This is a genomic window from Bacillus sp. L_1B0_5 (assembly GCF_000836715.1).
GTDB lineage: Bacteria > Bacillota > Bacilli > Bacillales > Bacillaceae_G > Bacillus_A > Bacillus_A thuringiensis_S.
Genome location: NZ_JXIS01000101.1, coordinates 1 through 17,784, shown reverse-complemented (window position 1 = coordinate 17,784; position 17,784 = coordinate 1). Strand labels below are relative to the sequence as shown.

The window sequence follows — 17,784 nt, the reverse complement described above, 5'->3', positions numbered from 1 at the left end:
AAGACTTTCTCCACAGCCTGGAAAAAAAGAACTCTTACAATTGTAAGAGTTCTTTTTTTTGTTTTTTCAAGCATTAACAAGAGGAAGAGGGAGGTATACTTTGTGGGAAACGGAAAAGATTTTCGGGGTCATATTTTGCTTTTACTTTCCGCAGCTTATCAAAGTTTGCTCCGTAATATTCTTGTCCGAAATTTTCGATGTTTTGATCTGGAACATTAACATAAGAACCAGTTACATACGGCTTTATTAATTGACGAACTCTTTCAACTGATGCTAGATTGGCAGCTTCTTCAGACTTGTCTTTCCAGCTAGCAGTCCATTCTGTATAAAATAACGGGCTACGCCAAAAGAATGCTGTTTTACTGCTAGGTACTTTACTAATAGCACCTCCCCAATTAATAAAAAAGAAATTAGCCTCTGTTCCAGTAGCTTCTTCTAAAAATCGTTTCATAATGGAAATAGGTTCTTCTGGCCAAAGGTTAAGTGCCCAGGCAGAAGAGAATTTAACACTTTGATCAGATCGACCAGGGATTGGCTCATCTGGATCTAAGAAATCGATAGCGGCTGGGTAAGGTAATTCTTCTATAACAATTTGTGTTGGAGTTCCAGCATTTGTTAAAGGTTCTAATAGTTTGATGAGTTCACTTTTGGAACCTAAAAAAATACCTTCTGCATGGCAAAGTCCATTTATTTTGCTGTAAATTTCAAGAAGGCAGCCCAATCGTGAGTCTACAAAAGGTGCCCATTCTTGCCAAACTTTGAAAACAGTTTCTAACTGATCCCATGGCCAAATGATATTAAAGACTGTGGCAGTATTAGGGGCACGATGAAGCTTCAATGTATATTCAGTGTTGTATCCGAAGTTTCCACCACCACCACCTCTAGAAGCCCATAATAAATCTTTATTGCAACATTGATCTGCTTGAATGATTCGGCCTGTCGCATCTACTGTTTCTAAAGCAATAAGGTTATCACTTATTAGACCGATTGTTCGTGAGACTACTCCAAAACCACCGCCCATTGTAATGCCACCGATTCCAACTGTAGGACTATCTCCAAACGGTGACATAAAACCTTCTCTAGCTAGTCCCTTTACAAGTGGCCCGACGTGAATTCCAGTTTGAACGGTTGCGATACCATTCTTTTTATCTAAACTTACTTTGTTCATATCACTTACATCGATAACGATGCCGCCATTTACTACAGAAAGGTTTTTATCTAGTGCATGTCGACCACTTCTAACACGTAACGGAACATGATTTTCGCGAGCCCATTTAATGGCGTTACTAACATCATATGAATTTTGTGCAAAAACAAAGACGAGGGGGAAGACATCAACGTAAGGATTCCAATTCTTAATAGCTTCTAAATAACCGGGATCTCCTTTGTAAATTACTCGTCCTGTAAGTTTTGTTGAACCCATGTATTTCACTCCTTATCAATATTTATAGATGTCGTTCTAATGTAGCAATGGAACATGGTCATGTAGTAATTAGAAGAATAAGAACTTTATGAGAGGGGGATGAAAATATCATGTAGGTACGAGTAGAGGTTAAATATATGGTGATTTAGATGATTTGGAAAATTTTATTGCTACACAAGTTCTATTAGTAGTGTATGAATTAAGAGTTAGTATTGTTAAAGAATTGTACACTTTCCTATTAGTATGACTTAGGGGAATGACAGTTTTTCAGTTTTGTTAAAGTATAAGGAACTAATCTAAGTTTGAAATTTGATAATTATATTTATTTTTGAGGTATTATCATAATGAAAAAGTGAAAGGTTGGGCTCTGCAACAAATGATATGTGGATAGAAATAGAATCTAACTGTAGAGGGATAACTAGTTTGTAAACGTACTTATATTTGGTCTCTTCCTTAAGAAGCCTATGCATAGGCTTCTTAGAGAAGGGACAGTAGATTATATAATCAAAATGATAGCTGTTTTATAAATACTTTTTAATTTTATTACGAGTAAGTAATAAAACACCGCCTAATACAGATAGCATTCCTAGAGCCATATTGTTTGATTGCTCGCTACCAGCGTTAGGAAGTTCTTTAGCGTTATTGTTTTTAGTACCATTATCTGCTTGCGTTTGTTTAGATTGTGATACTTCATTAATCTTGTTATCAACATTTTGCTTCGTTGTATGTAACTCAGCTAATTTGTCGTCAATTTTTTTCTCAGTATGCTTAAAGTCGTTGATTTTAATATCTAAGTCTTGTTTTTTCTTTGTTAAATCGTCTGAAACAGTTTGTTTAGATTGTTTAATTTCGTTAATTTTATTTAGTAAATCTTCTCTAGCCTTTTGTAATTCAGCTAGTTTGTTTTTTACATCTTGTTTAGCTAATTCTAAGTTAGCGGAAAGGCTATCTAAATTGCCTTTAATTTTCTTAAGTTCCTCTAACGTGTTACCAGTATTCGGCTTGTTTTCTTTTAGCTCAGCGAGTTTGTCCTCAGCAGTTTGTTTCGCTTTCTTTAACTCAGCTAATTTGTCATCTACTTGTTTTTTAACTTCCTTAAGTTCATTAACCTTTTGATCAATGTTCTCTTTATGTTGCTTCATTTCATTCACTTTTTCATCGACAGTTTGTTTATGTTCTTTAATCTCATTAACTTTGTTATCGATATTTTGCTTATGTTCTTTTACTTCAGCGACTTTATCTTCTACTTGTTTTTTATGCTCTTTAATTTCAGCGATTTTATCTTCGGCGATTTGTTTGTCTTGCTGAAGTTTTGCATCTAGTTCTTGTTTATGCTGTTTAACTTCGTTAATTTTTTCATCAGCAACTTGTTTACGTTCATGTAGTTCATTCACCTTTGTATCAACATTTTCCTTAACTTTGTTAAGTTCATTTAATGTTTGATCCACGTTTTCTTTGTGCTGCTGTAATTTCGCATCTAACTCTTGCTTATGTTGCTTAATTTCAGCTAATCGATCTCCCGTACTTTGCTGAGGAGTAGCATCATTTACTTCCGCATGAGCAGAGTTCGCGCCAGCAATCATTGCTAAAGCTAGTGTAGACGCAGCAATTGTTTGTTTTGTTTTCATATTTTTGTACCTCTTTTCTTTCATATGCATGAGCTGTTTTGTGTAAAATTGAGCATATAGAAGTAGATTCTGCCATTATTATATACCATCTGCGCCGTCTAGAGGAAGTATTTGCATAATAATCTATGATTATGTGATTTTTATAATCTCTTATTTCGGATAGGGGAGTACTCTTTAGCGATATGAATAATTTTTAATATAGTAGAGTTTACATCCTTACTGTTACGAATAACAAACAAATAATCAGCTTCCTTTTCTATAGGATCTACTACGTCTTCATGTAGTGATTCAACTTGTTGGCGGTGGAGGACTTCTTTGAAACTGGAATAGTTTCCCCTAAAAATATTTGTACTTCGTTTACTAAGGGCCACTCTTTCATAAAGTACATCATCTGGGATGTCAAAGTGAACTAATACGCGTATATATTCCTCCTTCTTAAACAATTCATTTAGCAAATACATTCGTCCGTTTAGGCTTCTATTTGAGTTACAAATAATAAGGTGTAAATTTGTATGTTCTTTCGCATAATCAACAATGAATTTTGAAAGACCGTGCTTTAGTGTATTTGAACCTTCTGTCGGCTGTAATTTTTCATAATGTGTGTTAATAAATTCAGCTTGGTTGTCTTGGTCCATAATAAAAGAATTAGGTAACTCTTTTTCGAGCTCTTTTGCAAATGTAGTTTTTCCACTGTGTGTTTTTCCAACTGTAATGATGACTAATCTTTTCATGACGCCCTCCATTTGTATTGTTATGAACTGGAATATTCGGTGTAGATCGAAATCTTCCTGCTAGAGATTACACAAATTGTTGGAGCGTTAGTAGGCTGAAAACTTGACAAAAAAACTTATTTATGCTATAATTTACCATTATAAAAATAAGGTGTATAATAGGGTTCTCCTGGCCAGGGGAACCCTATTTTTGTTGTGAACATGAAGGAGAGTGTATGTGTGTGAAACAAGGTGAAGCAAGTGTAACGTCGTTAGTATCAGCTTTCGGAAGGGCGTATCATAGTGAATTTGATAATCCTAAAATCTTTGATGATTATGTAGCTAAAGATTTCATTTCACAAAAAGAACGTAACAATATTGAAACGAACATGGTTCAAGGGATTCACTTTTTCAATAAAGAAATTGCAGAGCAGTTTCAAGACAATCCAAAAGAAATATTAAAATGGATTACGCAAGTTCAGTTATCACCAACACCTTTAGCACGTGCGGCATATTGTGAAAGAGTATTACTACATGAAATTATATTAGGAGCAAAACAATACGCCATACTCGGTGCAGGCTTAGATACGTTCAGTTTTAGACACCGAGAATTAGAAAATAAAATAGAAATATTTGAAGTGGATCATCCTTCTACACAGGCGTTTAAGAGGGAAAGAATAAAAGAAGTAGAACTTGAAGTTCCAAATAACCTTCATTTTGTTTCAATGGATTTTACGAAAGGATTTTCCTATGAACAGTTACAGAATGAAGGATTTGAACATAAAAAGACTTTCTTTAGCCTTTTAGGTGTTACGTACTATTTAACGAAAAAGGAGCTTGCTAGTTTAATAGAGTGTTTATTCGAGATAGTTCCAGTAGGGAGTTCTATCGTTTTCGATTATCCGGCTGAAAACTTATTTACGGAAAAAGGGTTGTCTAACCGAGTTGAAAATATGGTAAAAATGGCAGCGGTAGGCGGAGAACCGATGAAGTCATGTTATTCTTATCGCGAAATGGAAGCATTGTTAGAGAATTCAGGTTTACTCATTTATGAGCACTTATCACCAGAGGACATAAATACATTATATTTTGCCGGAAGAAATGATTATTTGAAAGCTTTCGAGACGGTACATTATGTGCATGCGGTGAAGAGGTAGGAAATTAACAGGCATGGAGAGGAATCTCTGTGTCTTTTTTTATAAAAAAGGAAATGAGCTGTAGTGGTGGAAAATATAATTATAAATATATAATATATATAAATTAATGTTTTGTAGAAACTAAAGGAAAGGGGAAATAGAAGATGTTGAAATTACAAGGAAAATACAATGAAGCGAAAGTGTATACTACGAATGTAGAAGAAACGGCAGCAGGTCAAATACTCGATCTTTGTAACCAAGAATTCGTAAAGGGTAGCAAGATTCGTATTATGCCAGATACACATGCGGGTGCAGGTTGTACGATTGGGACAACAATGACGATTCAAGATAAAATTGTTCCTAATTTAGTCGGGGTTAACTAATCGGCTCAGACTGTAAACTACTCACTCAATTGACTGGGAACCCTAACGATAAAAGGCGAGGGCAATCAGCAGCCAGTGGTTATGGTGACATAATCGAATGGTTCAGAGACTTGTACCATGTTAGCAGACTAAGGTACAGAATTATTCTTCATCCATTTTGAGTTGAAGAGGAATAATTAATACGGTGAGCCTACAGTAGAGACTGCATATCTCGATGACTGTAGAGAAGGTATAGTCCACTCTTTCAGGAAACTGGGAGGTCAGTACGATATTGGTTGTGGCATGGAAGTTGTTATGATCGACAAAAAGAAAGAAGAAATCAATTTCGATCACTTAGACGAAACGATACGTAAATTTGTCCCAAGTGGTTTTCGTATTCGAGATAAGGAACATAGATTTTCAAAAATGATTGATTTTGATAGTGTAAGAGCCCCATTTACATTGCAACGTGCTCAAAAAAGTATTGGTACGCTTGGCGGGGGCAATCATTTTGTCGAACTGAATGAGGATGATAAAGGAAATGTATACATTGTCATTCATAGTGGTTCGCGTAATTTAGGGAAACAGGTAGCAGAGTATTATCAAAACTTTGCTTACGAGCAACTTATAAATGTTAAATCTATTAAAGACGAAATGATTGAGCGTTTAACGAAAGAAGGTAGACAACGAGAAATACATGAAGCTTTACGTAAAATTAAGAAACCGGTGATTCGCAAAGAATTAGCTTATTTAGAAGGACAAGGATTTAAAGATTACATGAATGATATGAAAATTGCTCAAAAGTATGCGGAGTTAAATCGTAAAGCAATGATGGATGAAATCGTCACTAAAATGGATTGGAAAGTAACCGATCAATTCACTACAATTCATAACTACATCGATATGGAAAATATGATTCTACGAAAAGGTGCTATTTCAGCTCAGAAAGATGAACGAGTAATCATTCCAATTAATATGAGAGACGGTTCTATCATTGCATTTGGTAAAGGGAATCCAGATTGGAACTTTTCTGGCCCTCATGGAGCAGGACGTATTATGAGCCGTAAGAAGGCGAAAGAAGTACTTAACTTAGAGGATTTTCAAAATACAATGACAGAGGTTTGGACTACATCTGTAGCAGAAAGTACTTTAGATGAAGCACCAATGGTATATAAGCCAATGGATGAGATTGTTGAGAATACAAAGGACACAATTGATATCAAACATGTCATTAAGCCGATTTATAATTTTAAGGCGAACTAGAAGGGGAGGAACTTTTATTGTAATGAGGTATAGTGCTGGAAAGTATTAAGCATGGTGCTATTGGAAATAGGGAAATTGTGAAGAATAATTTAAATGTTTATTTGGGTGTAGTAGCAGCTGTAAGTATGTTTATCCTTTCAATTATTTTTCTATATTTCAACCCTTATAGCACTCAATTAATTGATAAAGAAGTATATATCACTGTATTGTTTATTTTGCTGCTTCCGTCTTTTTTAGCTTTTATTGTAGCGCTTGTTAGGAAAACTGTGTTGCTGATGCTTTGTGGCGCGTGGTTAGTACCTGGGACTCTGTACCTTAGTATAGCTGCGATGCCAACGTTACGGAATTATTTTTAAGGGTTTATTTTATATCTATCGTTTGGGTGAAAAAGAGAATTGCTTAAAGAGAGTAGTTCTCTTTTTATTTTTTATTAAGCTATTGAAACGGAAATGAAAGGATGAGGGATGTAATGAAGAGGGGACTATCTAAATTAGCAGATATACTAGTCAACCACTCTACTAAAGTGCAACCTGGTGATCATGTGTTAATTCAAAGTGTTACGGAAATAGACCCTATAGTAGTTCGTGAAATTATTAAGTCAGTGGAAAAAGCAGGTGGATATGCACATGTATCAATGCGTGACGTTTCTGTTACGAGGCAATTAATTTTGTCTGGATCTGAAGAACAGTTTAAGTTATTTGCAGATTGGGAGTGTTACCGTTTAAGTAAGATGCAAGTATATATTAATCTCCGTAGTCCTAGAAATGCATACGAATTAGCAGATGTACCAGCAGAAAAAATGAAATTATATCAAAAGGTATTTGGAAAGGCTCATAGTGAAGCAGTGTATAAAACGAGATGGGTGACAACTCGAATTCCAAATGCGGCTTCAGCGCAAGAAGCGAATATGAGTACCGAGGCTTATGAGAAATTTTATTATGATGTTTGTACGTTAGATTACAAAAAAATGTCGAAAGCAATGGATCCGTTAAAAGAATTAATGGAAAAGACAAAACAAGTGAAAATCATTGGGAATGGTACGGATTTGAATTTTTCCATTGAAGGAATCGGTGTTTTAAAGGGAGATGGTACAGATAATATACCTGATGGCGAAATATATACAGCACCTGTCAAAAATTCAGTGAATGGGATAGTAGCGTTCAATACAGTATCTATTCAACAAGGTTATGCGTTTCAAAATATTAAGTTACATATTAAGGATGGGAAAATAATAGAGGCATATGCAAACGATACAGAGCGAATAAATCGAATTCTTGATACGGACGAGGGAGCAAGATATATCGGAGAGTTTGCACTGGCTTTTAACCCTTACATACTACATCCGATGAATAATACGTTATTTGATGAAAAAATAAATGGTAGTTATCATTTAGCAATTGGGGATTCGTTACAAGGTGCAGACAACGGGAATCAATCAGCGATACATTGGGATTTAGTGAATATTCAAAGATCAGAGTATGGCGGGGGTGAAATTTGGTTTGATGATGTACTGATTAGAAAAGATGGGTGTTTTATTTTACCAGGGCTGTTAGGATTAAATGAAGAGAATTTAAAAAGGTAAAGTGCTTTTTGGAAGTTGTGTAAAGGAGATTAAAACCCTAGGACAGGGGCAAGATAGGAGGAAGTTAAAATGGGAAAGAGTGAAATGTTTCAGGATTTTAATTTTAAGTTAGTGGTAATTGAAGCTTTATTAGATAAAGAGCCACTATTTCTAAAAGAATTGAAAGACTTAATAGAAAAGCATACGAATAATTTTGAATGGTATTCAGGAGTTGGGCCAATTGTTGAAATCAAAGCTTTTTTAGAAGCGTTAACTTTGGAAATAAGTGATTTGGAAAAGATTGAGTCCCTTTGCTTTGATGGTGGGAATGAAATTTATCATATTTTAAAGCCTGATTGGGACGGTGAAGACAGTTTATTTGATGTTATATCTGTTGAAGGATTTCAAAATCTAAAAAATTTAAAAACAGTGGAATATATTTCAATGTGTTACCCGAAAGTATTAGAACCATTAAAACAAGCTGGAATAGAAATTGAGGATTAATGAAGAGAATTTAAAATGGTAAAGTACTTTATTGAAATTGTGTAAAGGAAATTAAAACACAACATATTAAACGAAGTGATTTATCGTATAAATTTACATTCAGTTAATATTAGTAGGTTAATAGAAAAATTAGTGTTAATTGTTAAATGGGGCGTGTAAAAAAGACAAAATCTCTTAAAAAACACTTAAATTTTTACTCCATCAATCTTTACAATCTCCCCCTATAATGTGAATTGGACAAGCACCTAAGAGAAAGCAGAACATGTCAGTTTGTACATTCTATTATTAGGGGGAGAATTTGTATGAAAAAGACAGTTGCTTCGTTAGCAGTTATGGCGGCATTATTACCGACGTTTTCAGTGCATGCGGAAGGGAAAGAGCAAGCCCGAAAATCAGCTACAACTTTTAACGTTATTAGTGATATTCAAGGTGATTTAGGGGATTTTGATCATGTGCTAAAAGATATGAACAAAGTGACGCCACTTTCTAGAGCGCTTATTATGAATGGGGATATAACGCCGACTGGGCAACAGTCACAATATAATGATGTAAAGCGTGTGTTAAATAAAAATAAGCATCCAGAAAATGTATGGTCTACTGTTGGGAATCATGAGTTTTATGCTGGTAAATGGACAGCGGATGGGAAACTCTCTCAAAGTACATGGCCAAATGGTGTAACGGAAGAAACACTATTTGGTCGCTACTTACAATTTAGTGGACAAGAAAAGGTATATCATAAAAAAGAATTAGATGGCTATCCACTTTTATTTTTAGGAACTGAAAAATATATGAAATACCACGATTCAAAAATGTGGGACGAAGTATATATGAGTGATGAGCAATTAGGTTGGTTAAAACAAAATTTAGAAGAGTATAGTCAAAAAGATAAAAATAAGCCAATCTTTATTTTCTCTCATCATGTTTTACCTGATACAGTATCTGGATCAAGACAATCACCATATTTACAAGATTATTTAAACGTGGATAAATTGTACGATATATTAAAAGACTATCCGCAGGTTGTTTTCTTCACGAGTCATACACATTGGGATTTAAACTTACCTGACTGGGCTGGTAAAAAGAAAATTACAGGCGGAGATGAAAAAGGTTTCACTGTTGTAAATACGGGCGGGATTGAAACAGGCTGGATGTCAGCAGGACCAAATGGAGGAGAGAAAACTGCTCCAGATGGCTACTCATTTAAACAAGGGTTACAAGTGAAAGCATATGGTAACGATGTAATTGTGACAGCTTACGATTACAAACGTGATAAGGATATAAAGAAGTTATTAATTAGTGATTCAAAAATTGCGCAGATGGCACCAAATGTAACGGCAGATGATCGTAAAAATATAATTGTCGGTGCAAATGAATATATGGAGTATTCTATAGAAGGAACGAATGAGTGGCATACGTATAGTCAAGCAAATCCTCCGAAATTTGATGGAGATAAAGTCGTATACGTACGCCATAAAGGTGAAATGAATTTAGAGCCGGGATTAACGCAGTTACTTCGTTTTTCGGTAAATAAGTGATTGGAGGGAGTCTGCATTTGAATGTGTGGGCTCTTTTTTTGTTGATGAGAAAGGGGTTGCCTGTCTGTCGTTTTTTGTCGATAGATCGATATATTAAGAAAATCGTTGATATACTGCAAGTTACGATCGATATATTTGAAAAATCGTTGATATATTGTAAGTAATGAACGATATATTTAAAAAATCGTTGATATAAATTTCATGTACCGTAATTAAGTTAAAATCATTAATACGGTTTTACTTATCAAAATGAAATTCTAATACATTTTTAACCCAGAAAGGTGACTTCACCATTTTTACATGTAATAATAGTAACGTTACATATATTGTGAAAGAAGTACAAAAGGAGCGTTACAATGAATTTAGCTAAATTCCCGAGAAAAAAATATACAGAATCATATACACCAATTGAAAAGTTAAACAATTTTTCTGAAGCACTTGGTGGCCCGACTATTTATTTTAAACGAGATGATTTACTTGGTTTAACAGCCGGTGGTAATAAGACGAGAAAGTTAGAATTTTTAGTTGCGGATGCACAGGAAAAGGGTGCAGATACGTTAATTACAGCTGGTGGTATTCAGTCAAATCATTGCCGCCTGACACTTGCTGCTGCGGTAAAAGAAAAGATGAAATGTATCCTTGTATTAGAGGAAGGGCTTGAGCCAGAAGAGAAGCGAGACTTTAACGGTAACTATTTCTTATATCACTTACTAGGTGCTGAAAACGTAATTGTTGTACCGAACGGAGCAGATCTTATGGAAGAGATGCAAAAAGTAGCGAAAGAAGTTAGTGAAAAAGGTAATACACCATATGTAATACCAGTTGGCGGATCAAATCCTACTGGCGCAATGGGATACGTTGCTTGTGCGCAAGAAATTATGGCGCAATCATTTGAGCAAGGAATTGATTTCAGTTCAGTCGTTTGCGTAAGTGGTAGCGCTGGTATGCACGCTGGTTTAATTACTGGTTTTTCTGGAACGCAAAGCCATATTCCTGTAATTGGAATTAACGTAAGTAGAGGAAAAGCTGAGCAAGAAGAGAAAGTAGGAAAACTTGTAGATGAAACTTCAGCACACGTTGGTATTCCAAACTTTATCCCGCGCGACGCTGTTACGTGCTTTGATGAATATGTAGGGCCAGGCTATGCGTTACCAACGCCGGAAATGGTAGAGGCAGTTCAGTTACTTGCGAAAACAGAAGGTATTTTACTTGATCCAGTGTATACAGGTAAGGCAGTAGCGGGATTAATCGACTTAATTAGAAAAGGTAATTTTAATAAGGAAGACAATATTTTATTCGTACATTCAGGTGGTTCACCAGCTTTATATGCGAATACGTCTCTATTTGCGTAAGTGTAAAAAGCATTGGGTAACCAATGCTTTTTTGTTATATACTGGAATTGTTGGGAAGTAGGAGGAGGATTATATGAACTCAAATTTAAAATGGATCATATATACGGTACTCGGCATTTCTATTCTATTAATCTTATTTGTAGTTTATGGGGTGTATTCTTACTTTACATTTTAAAAGCTTAATGGAAGTGAACTATTATATACACTAAAGGCGGAGAGCGCTATGCAAATGAGAAGTATGTATTTAGTCTTCAGCGTGATTTGTTTATTTGTAGTAACCAGCTGTTCAAATAATATAGGAAATCATAATCAAACAATCGAAGTACAAAAACATGCTGGTGATAATCATTATGAGGATTTGAAGGTAGTTACAGACAAGAATAAAGTATTGCAAGTAAAGAAAATATTAAATGATACTAACTTTGAAAATAAAAAGGTGGAAATGTCTCGTTCAGCTGATTATCAGTTTGTTTTTCAGTTTAAAAATCCGAAAATAGAGGCGAAAGCTGTGTTATATCAAATGTGGATTAATTCTAATAAGGATAAAGTAGAAATAATGGCGAGGGATAATCAGTACGCTCAATTAGAAGAGAAAGACGCAGCTGCTTTTATGAAGATTGTTACTGGTGAGAAGTTAGCTGAATAAAAGTATATGGTAGATTTTGCTCTCTAATTCCCCGCTTATTTTTCGCTTTGAGGGATAATTAGTGAGAAATATCGAATGAGAAGTAATCGTGAAATAGTAAAGAATATATTTACGGCTAAAAGAAGAGTTGTTTAAAAAACTCTCCGCATCGTTATGTAATGTTAATAAGAAGAAGTAGAGGGTAGAAGTAAATCTAAATAAAATAAAAAAGGGATAAATAGGAAAATGTAGAACCTTTATATATAAGATGTTCTGAATTTTTAGATATAAGTTAGAGTGGAGGAAGAAAGATGATTCAATTTCCTATGGAAGATGCTGAACAATTTTTTAGATCCTATAGTATTGGTAGGTTTACAGTTAGTGAAGATGAAGGAAGAGTAATTTTTAGTACAAACTTAAATGGTCATTCTAATTTATGGGCGATGGATTTACCCAATTTATCCCCTTATCCATTAACATATTGTAATCAATCAAGCAATTTTATTAAAATGGATTCTTTAAATCGATTTATTTTAGCTGGATTTGATAAAGATGGGGATGAAAATTATCATATTTATGCATTAAAACCAGAGGGTGGTGGATTGCTTGAATTGATTCCAGCAGGAGATACAGAAAAGGATTACTTTGTGCATTTAACAGAGGATGGGGAACGATTATACTATGTCACAAGTAAAGATAACCCAATGTTCTTAAACTCTCGTTGTTATAATATACGCACAAAAGAAGATACGCTGTTGTTAACTGGTGTGGAGACACCTACATATGTAGAGGCAGTAAGTCCGAATGAATCAAGTTACATTGTTTTAAAGTCATATAGTAATACATATAATGTAGGATATGTAAAAAAGGGAGAAGAACTTATTTGTTTAGTACCTTCCAGTGAGAAAGAACATACTGTAGGGTCCATTTGTTATATTGATGAAAATACAGTGATTTTTGTTACAAATTATGAAGAAGAGTTTTCCTATGTAGCTTCTTTTGATTTAAATAAACAGGAATTCAAACCAATTTGTAAAATAGAGAAGGAAGATATATCTGATATAAAATGGCATGCTGAAACAAAAAATGGCTACATTGTTTCGTCGAAAGGTGTTACAGATAGGTTATATAAATTTGTATGGGATAAAAAAGAGTTAATTCTATTGAATTCTCCGGTAGATACGATAAGTCAAATTGAAATTACAAAATCGGAAAATTTATATTTACTAGGTGAAAGCGCGACGAAAACAGCAAACATCTATTACAAGAAAAATAGAGATGCAGAATGGGCAGCATTAACAAAAAACTATGTTATTGGTCTATCTGAATCTTCTTTTGTTGAACCGGATGTTATAACATATGCCTCTTTTGATGGGTTAAACATAGAAGCATTATTATTCCGGGCGAAAGGAGAAGTACAAAACGGATATACAATATTTTGGCCTCATGGTGGTCCACAAAGTGCTGAGACGAAAGATTTCAGAGCATTATTTCAATATTTATTAAGGCAGGGATATAATATTTTTGCACCAAACTTTAGAGGTAGTACAAGATATGGTTCAACGTTTACAAAAATGATTGAAGGTGATTGGGGAGAAGCACCGCGTTTAGATTGTGTAGCAGGGATCGAATGGCTATTTGAACAGGGTATATCAACTCCTGATAAATTATTTGTTATGGGTGGTAGTTATGGAGGATATATGACCTTATTGCTTCACGGGCGTCATTCAGAGTATTTCCGTGCAGCCATTGACATTTTTGGACCTAGCAATTTATTTAGTTTTATCGAATCTATGCCTGAAAATTGGAAACCGCTCGCAGTTAATTTAATAGGTGATATTAATAATGATAAAGATAAGCTTATACAAGATTCACCAATTACTTACTTAAATCAAATGAATAAACCACTTCTTATCATCCAAGGGGCAAATGATCCACGAGTTGTAAAGGAAGAATCGGATCAAATTTTTCAAGCGTTGCAAGAACAAGGAGTAGATGTAGAATACCTAGTATTAGACGATGAAGGGCATGGATTTTCAAAAAAAGAAAATGAAATATATGTATATCGTCGCATAACAGAATTTTTAGCAAAGCATAAGTGAAAGTAATGGCATTTTACGGGGCATGATCATATCGCTATCAGGCTAAAAATACAGTGAAGTGACAATTCAACTATTGAATAAATAAGAATGAAACAACTTAATCGTTACGTAACAAAAACGCTATTCTTTCCCTAGAATCATAGGAAAGGATAGCGTTTTTGTTATGAACTTATCGATTTTGGATGAACTGGAATTGTTGTCTAAAGAGTTGCAACAGATTTTTTTATAAATTGAAAGACAAGGAGACGAACTTGGATGGAGTACTGGAAGCACACAATAAATATATTGAGGAGTGCATGTTTGAAAAGATTAAATCAATGGAAAATGAAATGTTTTGTTGGAATATCTGGGTTACGGACCAATTCTATCACTTTGGTTAACTAAAAGAAGAATTTCCCCATCCCGATTAGACTACTAATCATTCCTATCCCACTCATGGTGCCTTTTCCTGCTGTAAGTAAGTTTCCAAGCATTCCTAGCTGACCGTTACCTCCGTTATTTCCCCATCCTATGGGACTTACCTGTCCACCCCATCCTGGAGGGTTTCCAAAAACACCCCATTTATTGGTACTAAAATTAAAAGGATTGGCTGGCGGCGATAGTAAAGCGGCAAGATTCCCTTGTGCGAACATCCCTGTATGATTGAACGGTTGGATCCAGGGGGAGGGAGGTTTTTGAAAATTGAAACCTGCATGGCCTGGTAATGGAGCCCAATTAGCAGAATGTCCTTGGGGCATCATCCCTGCATAATTGATTGGATGCCCCCAAGAGAAGGGAGGGGGATGGGGACTGAACCCCGTATAATTGACTGATGAATCCCAACTAACTGGATAGACTCGACAACTCCAATTCTCAGGAATCTTCAAATCATTCATTACCTCATATTTAGTTATTTTGGGCTGTGAATATAATGAAATTTGGTTAGTATATTGTTCCCCGTTTCCTTTTGAATTCAAATACCAATATTGGTGCATACGCTTATTCCCCTCACTTTAAAAATGTAATGTTAGACTTAGCCTATGTAATATTCCTTTTTATGGATGGTTACATAACTAGATCTACAAGCCCGTATTTAAAGGAATGGGTGCGTGGTCTTGTTGATTTTTCTAGCTGCCTGTAAAATTCCCGATGATTTAAAGTTTCACTTTATTTTAGAAGGGTATTTTCAGTTGCTGCTTTTGTGTATTTCAGCTTAATTTAATTTCCGTTAACAAACGTTTTTATAAAAGTTTAATCAACAAAAAGATTTTAAAATGTTATGTTGAGCAATTGGAATTGCTAAAAAGAGAATATCCATTCGAAGAGTTTGGCAAAATACTGCAAGGATAATGTTTTCTTGTGCAAATATGCAAATGATTTAAACGAATCAATGAAATTTATAATGAAGGGGCAATTAAATATATGAGTGAAACATTACATAAAAGAAAACCACCATATTTAATGCTTGTAATCCTTTTTGTTGGGGCATTTGTTTCATTTTTAAATAACTCGCTTTTAAATGTAGCCTTGCCATCAATAATGAAAGATTTAGACATTAAAGATTATTCAACGATCCAATGGCTTTCTACAGGGTATATGCTTGTAAGTGGTATATTAATTCCGGCATCAGCATTTTTAATAACGCGTTTCTCAAATAGGAGTTTATTTATTACATCTATGGTGATTTTTATTTTTGGTACGGCCTTAGCGGCTGTAGCGCCGAACTTTGGTTTATTACTTACTGGCCGGATGGTTCAAGCGGCAGGCTCTTCAGTTATGGGGCCTTTGTTAATGAATATTATGCTAGTAAGCTTTCCAAGAGAAAAAAGGGGAACAGCAATGGGGATTTTTGGACTAGTTATGATTACAGCTCCAGCAATTGGACCGACACTATCAGGTTATATTGTAGAGTATTATGACTGGCGTTTGCTTTTTGAAATGATTTTACCGTTAGCAATCATTAGCTTACTGTTAGGAATTTGGAAATCTGAGAATGTCATGAAACAAAACAAAAATGCAAAACTTGATTATCTCTCATTACTATTATCTTCTGTCGGTTTTGGCGGTTTGTTATATGGATTCAGTTCTGCAAGCTCCGATGGTTGGACAAATAAAGTTGTCTTAACAACCTTAATCATAGGCGCTATTTCCCTAATTGCTTTCATTATCCGTCAATTAAAAATGGATGAGCCGTTATTGGATTTACGTGTTTATAAGTACCCAATGTTTGCACTTGCGTCTGTAATTGCAATCGTCAACGCGGTGGCCATGTTTTCGGGTATGATTTTAACACCAGCTTATGTACAAAACGTCCGTGGTATTTCGCCGCTAAGCTCTGGACTGATGATGCTTCCAGGTGCGGTAATAATGGGGGTTATGTCACCAATTACAGGCAAACTATTTGATAAATATGGCCCTCGGATTCTTGGCATAGTAGGGCTTTCCATTACAGCTGTTTCAACTTATATGTTGGCAAACCTGCAAATTGACTCTAGTCACACACATATTATTCTTATTTACACACTGCGGATGTTTGGAATGGCGATGGTGATGATGCCACTTATGACAAATGGTCTTAATCAATTGCCAACTCGCTTAAATCCGCACGGTACAGCTGTTAATAATACAGCTCAACAAGTGTCCGGTTCGATTGGTACTGCTATTCTTGTTACGATTATGAATTCTGTAACAAAAACAAAAGCGGAAAGTTTATTGTCTGATATAGATCCAACAACCTTCACAGAAACTACGAAGGCAATAGTAACTCAAAAGGCTTTATTATCTGGAATTCAATATTCATTCTATGTAGCGCTTGGCATGAATGTTGTTGCGCTACTATTAGTTTTTTTCGTTAAACGTGTAGATACAAGTGCGGAAGCTGTCGAGAAGCTAAATCGGTAGAGAAAAATAAAACGCTTGATAATGATTCCTACAAGTTTTTTTTAATTGCTAAGGCGCCGGTATTTAAAGCTGGAAAAGAACTAAAAGAAGCAGGGAAATAATTATATAGTGAAAGAGGACCTGATGTTCATATCAGGTCCTCTTTCATTAATAACAAGGTATACTTGCTTATCGTATTGGTTTGACTAAACTACTGATTTTTCGAATACTACAATCTTAAGCTCGTCAACTTTTCTATTTTGGGGTGTTTTAGAAGAAAATGAATCAAAATAATCGTTTTTATAAACAAATACAAGAGATGAGATCCGTTTGCAATTTCTCATAAACATTATAATTTTAGATTATCTTTTAACACCAACATTAAAAGGCTCCAATTATATTAATTCGCTGCATTTTAATTTAGTATTTTTCTACAAGTTATAAATCTAATTGCCAAGCTTATACGCAATATCATAATCATGAATAGTTAGGGAAAAGATAAAATAAGGTAATCAATTACATATCTGTATCCCAGGAGATTAGTTGCTATTTCCTCTTTATTAAATGGGATATTTTATCCCGCTATTTGCCGGGCAGTAAGACCCACACCTCAAAATTCAGCGGAAGCAAAGAAGTTAGGTGGGGGACCAACTGCCCGTAAAAGCCCGATTGGTGAGGGCTAATAATCAGTGGGGGATGAACAAAACCCCCACTGATTAAAGTT

General features: G+C 34.9%; 15 protein-coding genes. 11 read left to right on the top strand and 4 right to left on the bottom strand.

Translation table 11 applies throughout. The annotated features are described in order from the left end of the window. Positions 1 to 73: 73 nt before the first annotated feature. The 3 genes from RT27_RS26385 to RT27_RS26375 form a co-directional block, all read right to left on the bottom strand. A complete protein-coding gene (locus RT27_RS26385; RefSeq protein ID WP_016080985.1) occupies positions 74 to 1,423 on the bottom strand; it encodes an FAD-binding oxidoreductase in 1,350 nt (449 codons plus the stop codon). Between the two features lie 521 nt (positions 1,424 to 1,944). Continuing rightward, positions 1,945 to 3,051, bottom strand: coding sequence for an LPXTG cell wall anchor domain-containing protein (locus RT27_RS26380; protein ID WP_043938179.1), 1,107 nt, complete (start codon positions 3,049 to 3,051; stop codon positions 1,945 to 1,947). Between the two features lie 140 nt (positions 3,052 to 3,191). Further along, positions 3,192 to 3,782 (bottom strand): AAA family ATPase, encoded by a 591-nt coding sequence (locus tag RT27_RS26375; protein WP_043938177.1) that lies wholly within the window; start codon positions 3,780 to 3,782, stop codon positions 3,192 to 3,194. A 215-nt stretch (positions 3,783 to 3,997) separates the two neighbouring features. Here RT27_RS26375 and RT27_RS26370 point away from each other — a divergent pair, with 215 nt between their 5' ends. From RT27_RS26370 to RT27_RS26325, 10 genes are all read left to right on the top strand, one after another. Then, positions 3,998 to 4,918, top strand: a complete 921-nt coding sequence (locus RT27_RS26370) for a class I SAM-dependent methyltransferase (protein WP_043938176.1) — start codon at positions 3,998 to 4,000, stop codon at positions 4,916 to 4,918. 143 nt (positions 4,919 to 5,061) lie between these two features. Continuing rightward, positions 5,062 to 5,280, top strand: a complete 219-nt coding sequence (locus RT27_RS26365) for an RtcB family protein (protein ID WP_029442788.1) — start codon at positions 5,062 to 5,064, stop codon at positions 5,278 to 5,280. Between the two features lie 282 nt (positions 5,281 to 5,562). Continuing rightward, positions 5,563 to 6,522 (top strand): RNA-splicing ligase RtcB, encoded by a 960-nt coding sequence (locus tag RT27_RS26360; protein WP_043938174.1) that lies wholly within the window; start codon positions 5,563 to 5,565, stop codon positions 6,520 to 6,522. 32 nt (positions 6,523 to 6,554) lie between these two features. Next, positions 6,555 to 6,878 (top strand): hypothetical protein, encoded by a 324-nt coding sequence (locus RT27_RS26355; protein WP_173927835.1) that lies wholly within the window; start codon positions 6,555 to 6,557, stop codon positions 6,876 to 6,878. 113 nt (positions 6,879 to 6,991) lie between these two features. Next, the gene (locus tag RT27_RS26350) at positions 6,992 to 8,104 is read left to right on the top strand and encodes an aminopeptidase (protein WP_016080992.1); all 1,113 of its coding nucleotides are present in this window, start codon (positions 6,992 to 6,994) and stop codon (positions 8,102 to 8,104) included. 69 nt (positions 8,105 to 8,173) lie between these two features. Continuing rightward, positions 8,174 to 8,587 carry a hypothetical protein gene (locus RT27_RS26345; protein WP_016080993.1) on the top strand — a complete coding sequence of 138 codons (414 nt, stop codon included), beginning with the start codon at positions 8,174 to 8,176 and terminating at the stop codon, positions 8,585 to 8,587. A gap of 302 nt (positions 8,588 to 8,889) precedes the next feature. Then, entirely contained in the window at positions 8,890 to 10,122 is a 1,233-nt protein-coding gene (locus RT27_RS26340; RefSeq protein ID WP_029442786.1) for a DUF4073 domain-containing protein, read from the top strand. A 356-nt stretch (positions 10,123 to 10,478) separates the two neighbouring features. Beyond that, positions 10,479 to 11,474: a D-cysteine desulfhydrase gene (locus tag RT27_RS26335; RefSeq protein WP_043938172.1), complete on the top strand. Its 996-nt coding sequence runs from the start codon at positions 10,479 to 10,481 to the stop codon at positions 11,472 to 11,474. Positions 11,475 to 11,697: 223 nt separating this feature from the next. Beyond that, complete coding sequence (locus RT27_RS26330) at positions 11,698 to 12,120, top strand: hypothetical protein (RefSeq protein ID WP_029442784.1); 423 nt, start codon at positions 11,698 to 11,700, stop codon at positions 12,118 to 12,120. 290 nt (positions 12,121 to 12,410) lie between these two features. Then, positions 12,411 to 14,201, top strand: coding sequence for a prolyl oligopeptidase family serine peptidase (locus tag RT27_RS26325; protein WP_043938170.1), 1,791 nt, complete (start codon positions 12,411 to 12,413; stop codon positions 14,199 to 14,201). A 380-nt stretch (positions 14,202 to 14,581) separates the two neighbouring features. Here the strand turns inward: RT27_RS26325 and RT27_RS26315 are convergent, their stop codons facing one another. Next, positions 14,582 to 15,175, bottom strand: a complete 594-nt coding sequence (locus tag RT27_RS26315; protein ID WP_043938165.1) for a hypothetical protein — start codon at positions 15,173 to 15,175, stop codon at positions 14,582 to 14,584. A gap of 427 nt (positions 15,176 to 15,602) precedes the next feature. On the opposite strand from RT27_RS26315, the gene RT27_RS26310 reads away from it, so the two are divergent. Next, a complete protein-coding gene (locus tag RT27_RS26310) occupies positions 15,603 to 17,081 on the top strand; it encodes a DHA2 family efflux MFS transporter permease subunit (RefSeq protein ID WP_043938163.1) in 1,479 nt (492 codons plus the stop codon). Positions 17,082 to 17,784 lie beyond the last annotated feature (703 nt).

Bases quoted from the DNA above. Each gene is read 5' to 3' on its own strand.
- RT27_RS26385 (WP_016080985.1), bottom strand. From the start codon at position 1,423: ATGGGTTCAACAAAACTTACAGGACGAGTAATTTACAAAGGAGATCCC.
- RT27_RS26370 (WP_043938176.1), top strand. From the start codon at position 3,998: ATGTGTGTGAAACAAGGTGAAGCAAGTGTAACGTCGTTAGTATCAGCT.
- RT27_RS26335 (WP_043938172.1), top strand. From the start codon at position 10,479: ATGAATTTAGCTAAATTCCCGAGAAAAAAATATACAGAATCATATACA.
- RT27_RS26375 (WP_043938177.1), bottom strand. From the start codon at position 3,782: ATGAAAAGATTAGTCATCATTACAGTTGGAAAAACACACAGTGGAAAA.
- RT27_RS26365 (WP_029442788.1), top strand. From the start codon at position 5,062: ATGTTGAAATTACAAGGAAAATACAATGAAGCGAAAGTGTATACTACG.
- RT27_RS26340 (WP_029442786.1), top strand. From the start codon at position 8,890: ATGAAAAAGACAGTTGCTTCGTTAGCAGTTATGGCGGCATTATTACCG.
- RT27_RS26330 (WP_029442784.1), top strand. From the start codon at position 11,698: ATGCAAATGAGAAGTATGTATTTAGTCTTCAGCGTGATTTGTTTATTT.
- RT27_RS26345 (WP_016080993.1), top strand. From the start codon at position 8,174: ATGGGAAAGAGTGAAATGTTTCAGGATTTTAATTTTAAGTTAGTGGTA.
- RT27_RS26380 (WP_043938179.1), bottom strand. From the start codon at position 3,051: ATGAAAACAAAACAAACAATTGCTGCGTCTACACTAGCTTTAGCAATG.
- RT27_RS26310 (WP_043938163.1), top strand. From the start codon at position 15,603: ATGAGTGAAACATTACATAAAAGAAAACCACCATATTTAATGCTTGTA.
- RT27_RS26360 (WP_043938174.1), top strand. From the start codon at position 5,563: ATGGAAGTTGTTATGATCGACAAAAAGAAAGAAGAAATCAATTTCGAT.
- RT27_RS26350 (WP_016080992.1), top strand. From the start codon at position 6,992: ATGAAGAGGGGACTATCTAAATTAGCAGATATACTAGTCAACCACTCT.
- RT27_RS26325 (WP_043938170.1), top strand. From the start codon at position 12,411: ATGATTCAATTTCCTATGGAAGATGCTGAACAATTTTTTAGATCCTAT.
- RT27_RS26315 (WP_043938165.1), bottom strand. From the start codon at position 15,175: ATGCACCAATATTGGTATTTGAATTCAAAAGGAAACGGGGAACAATAT.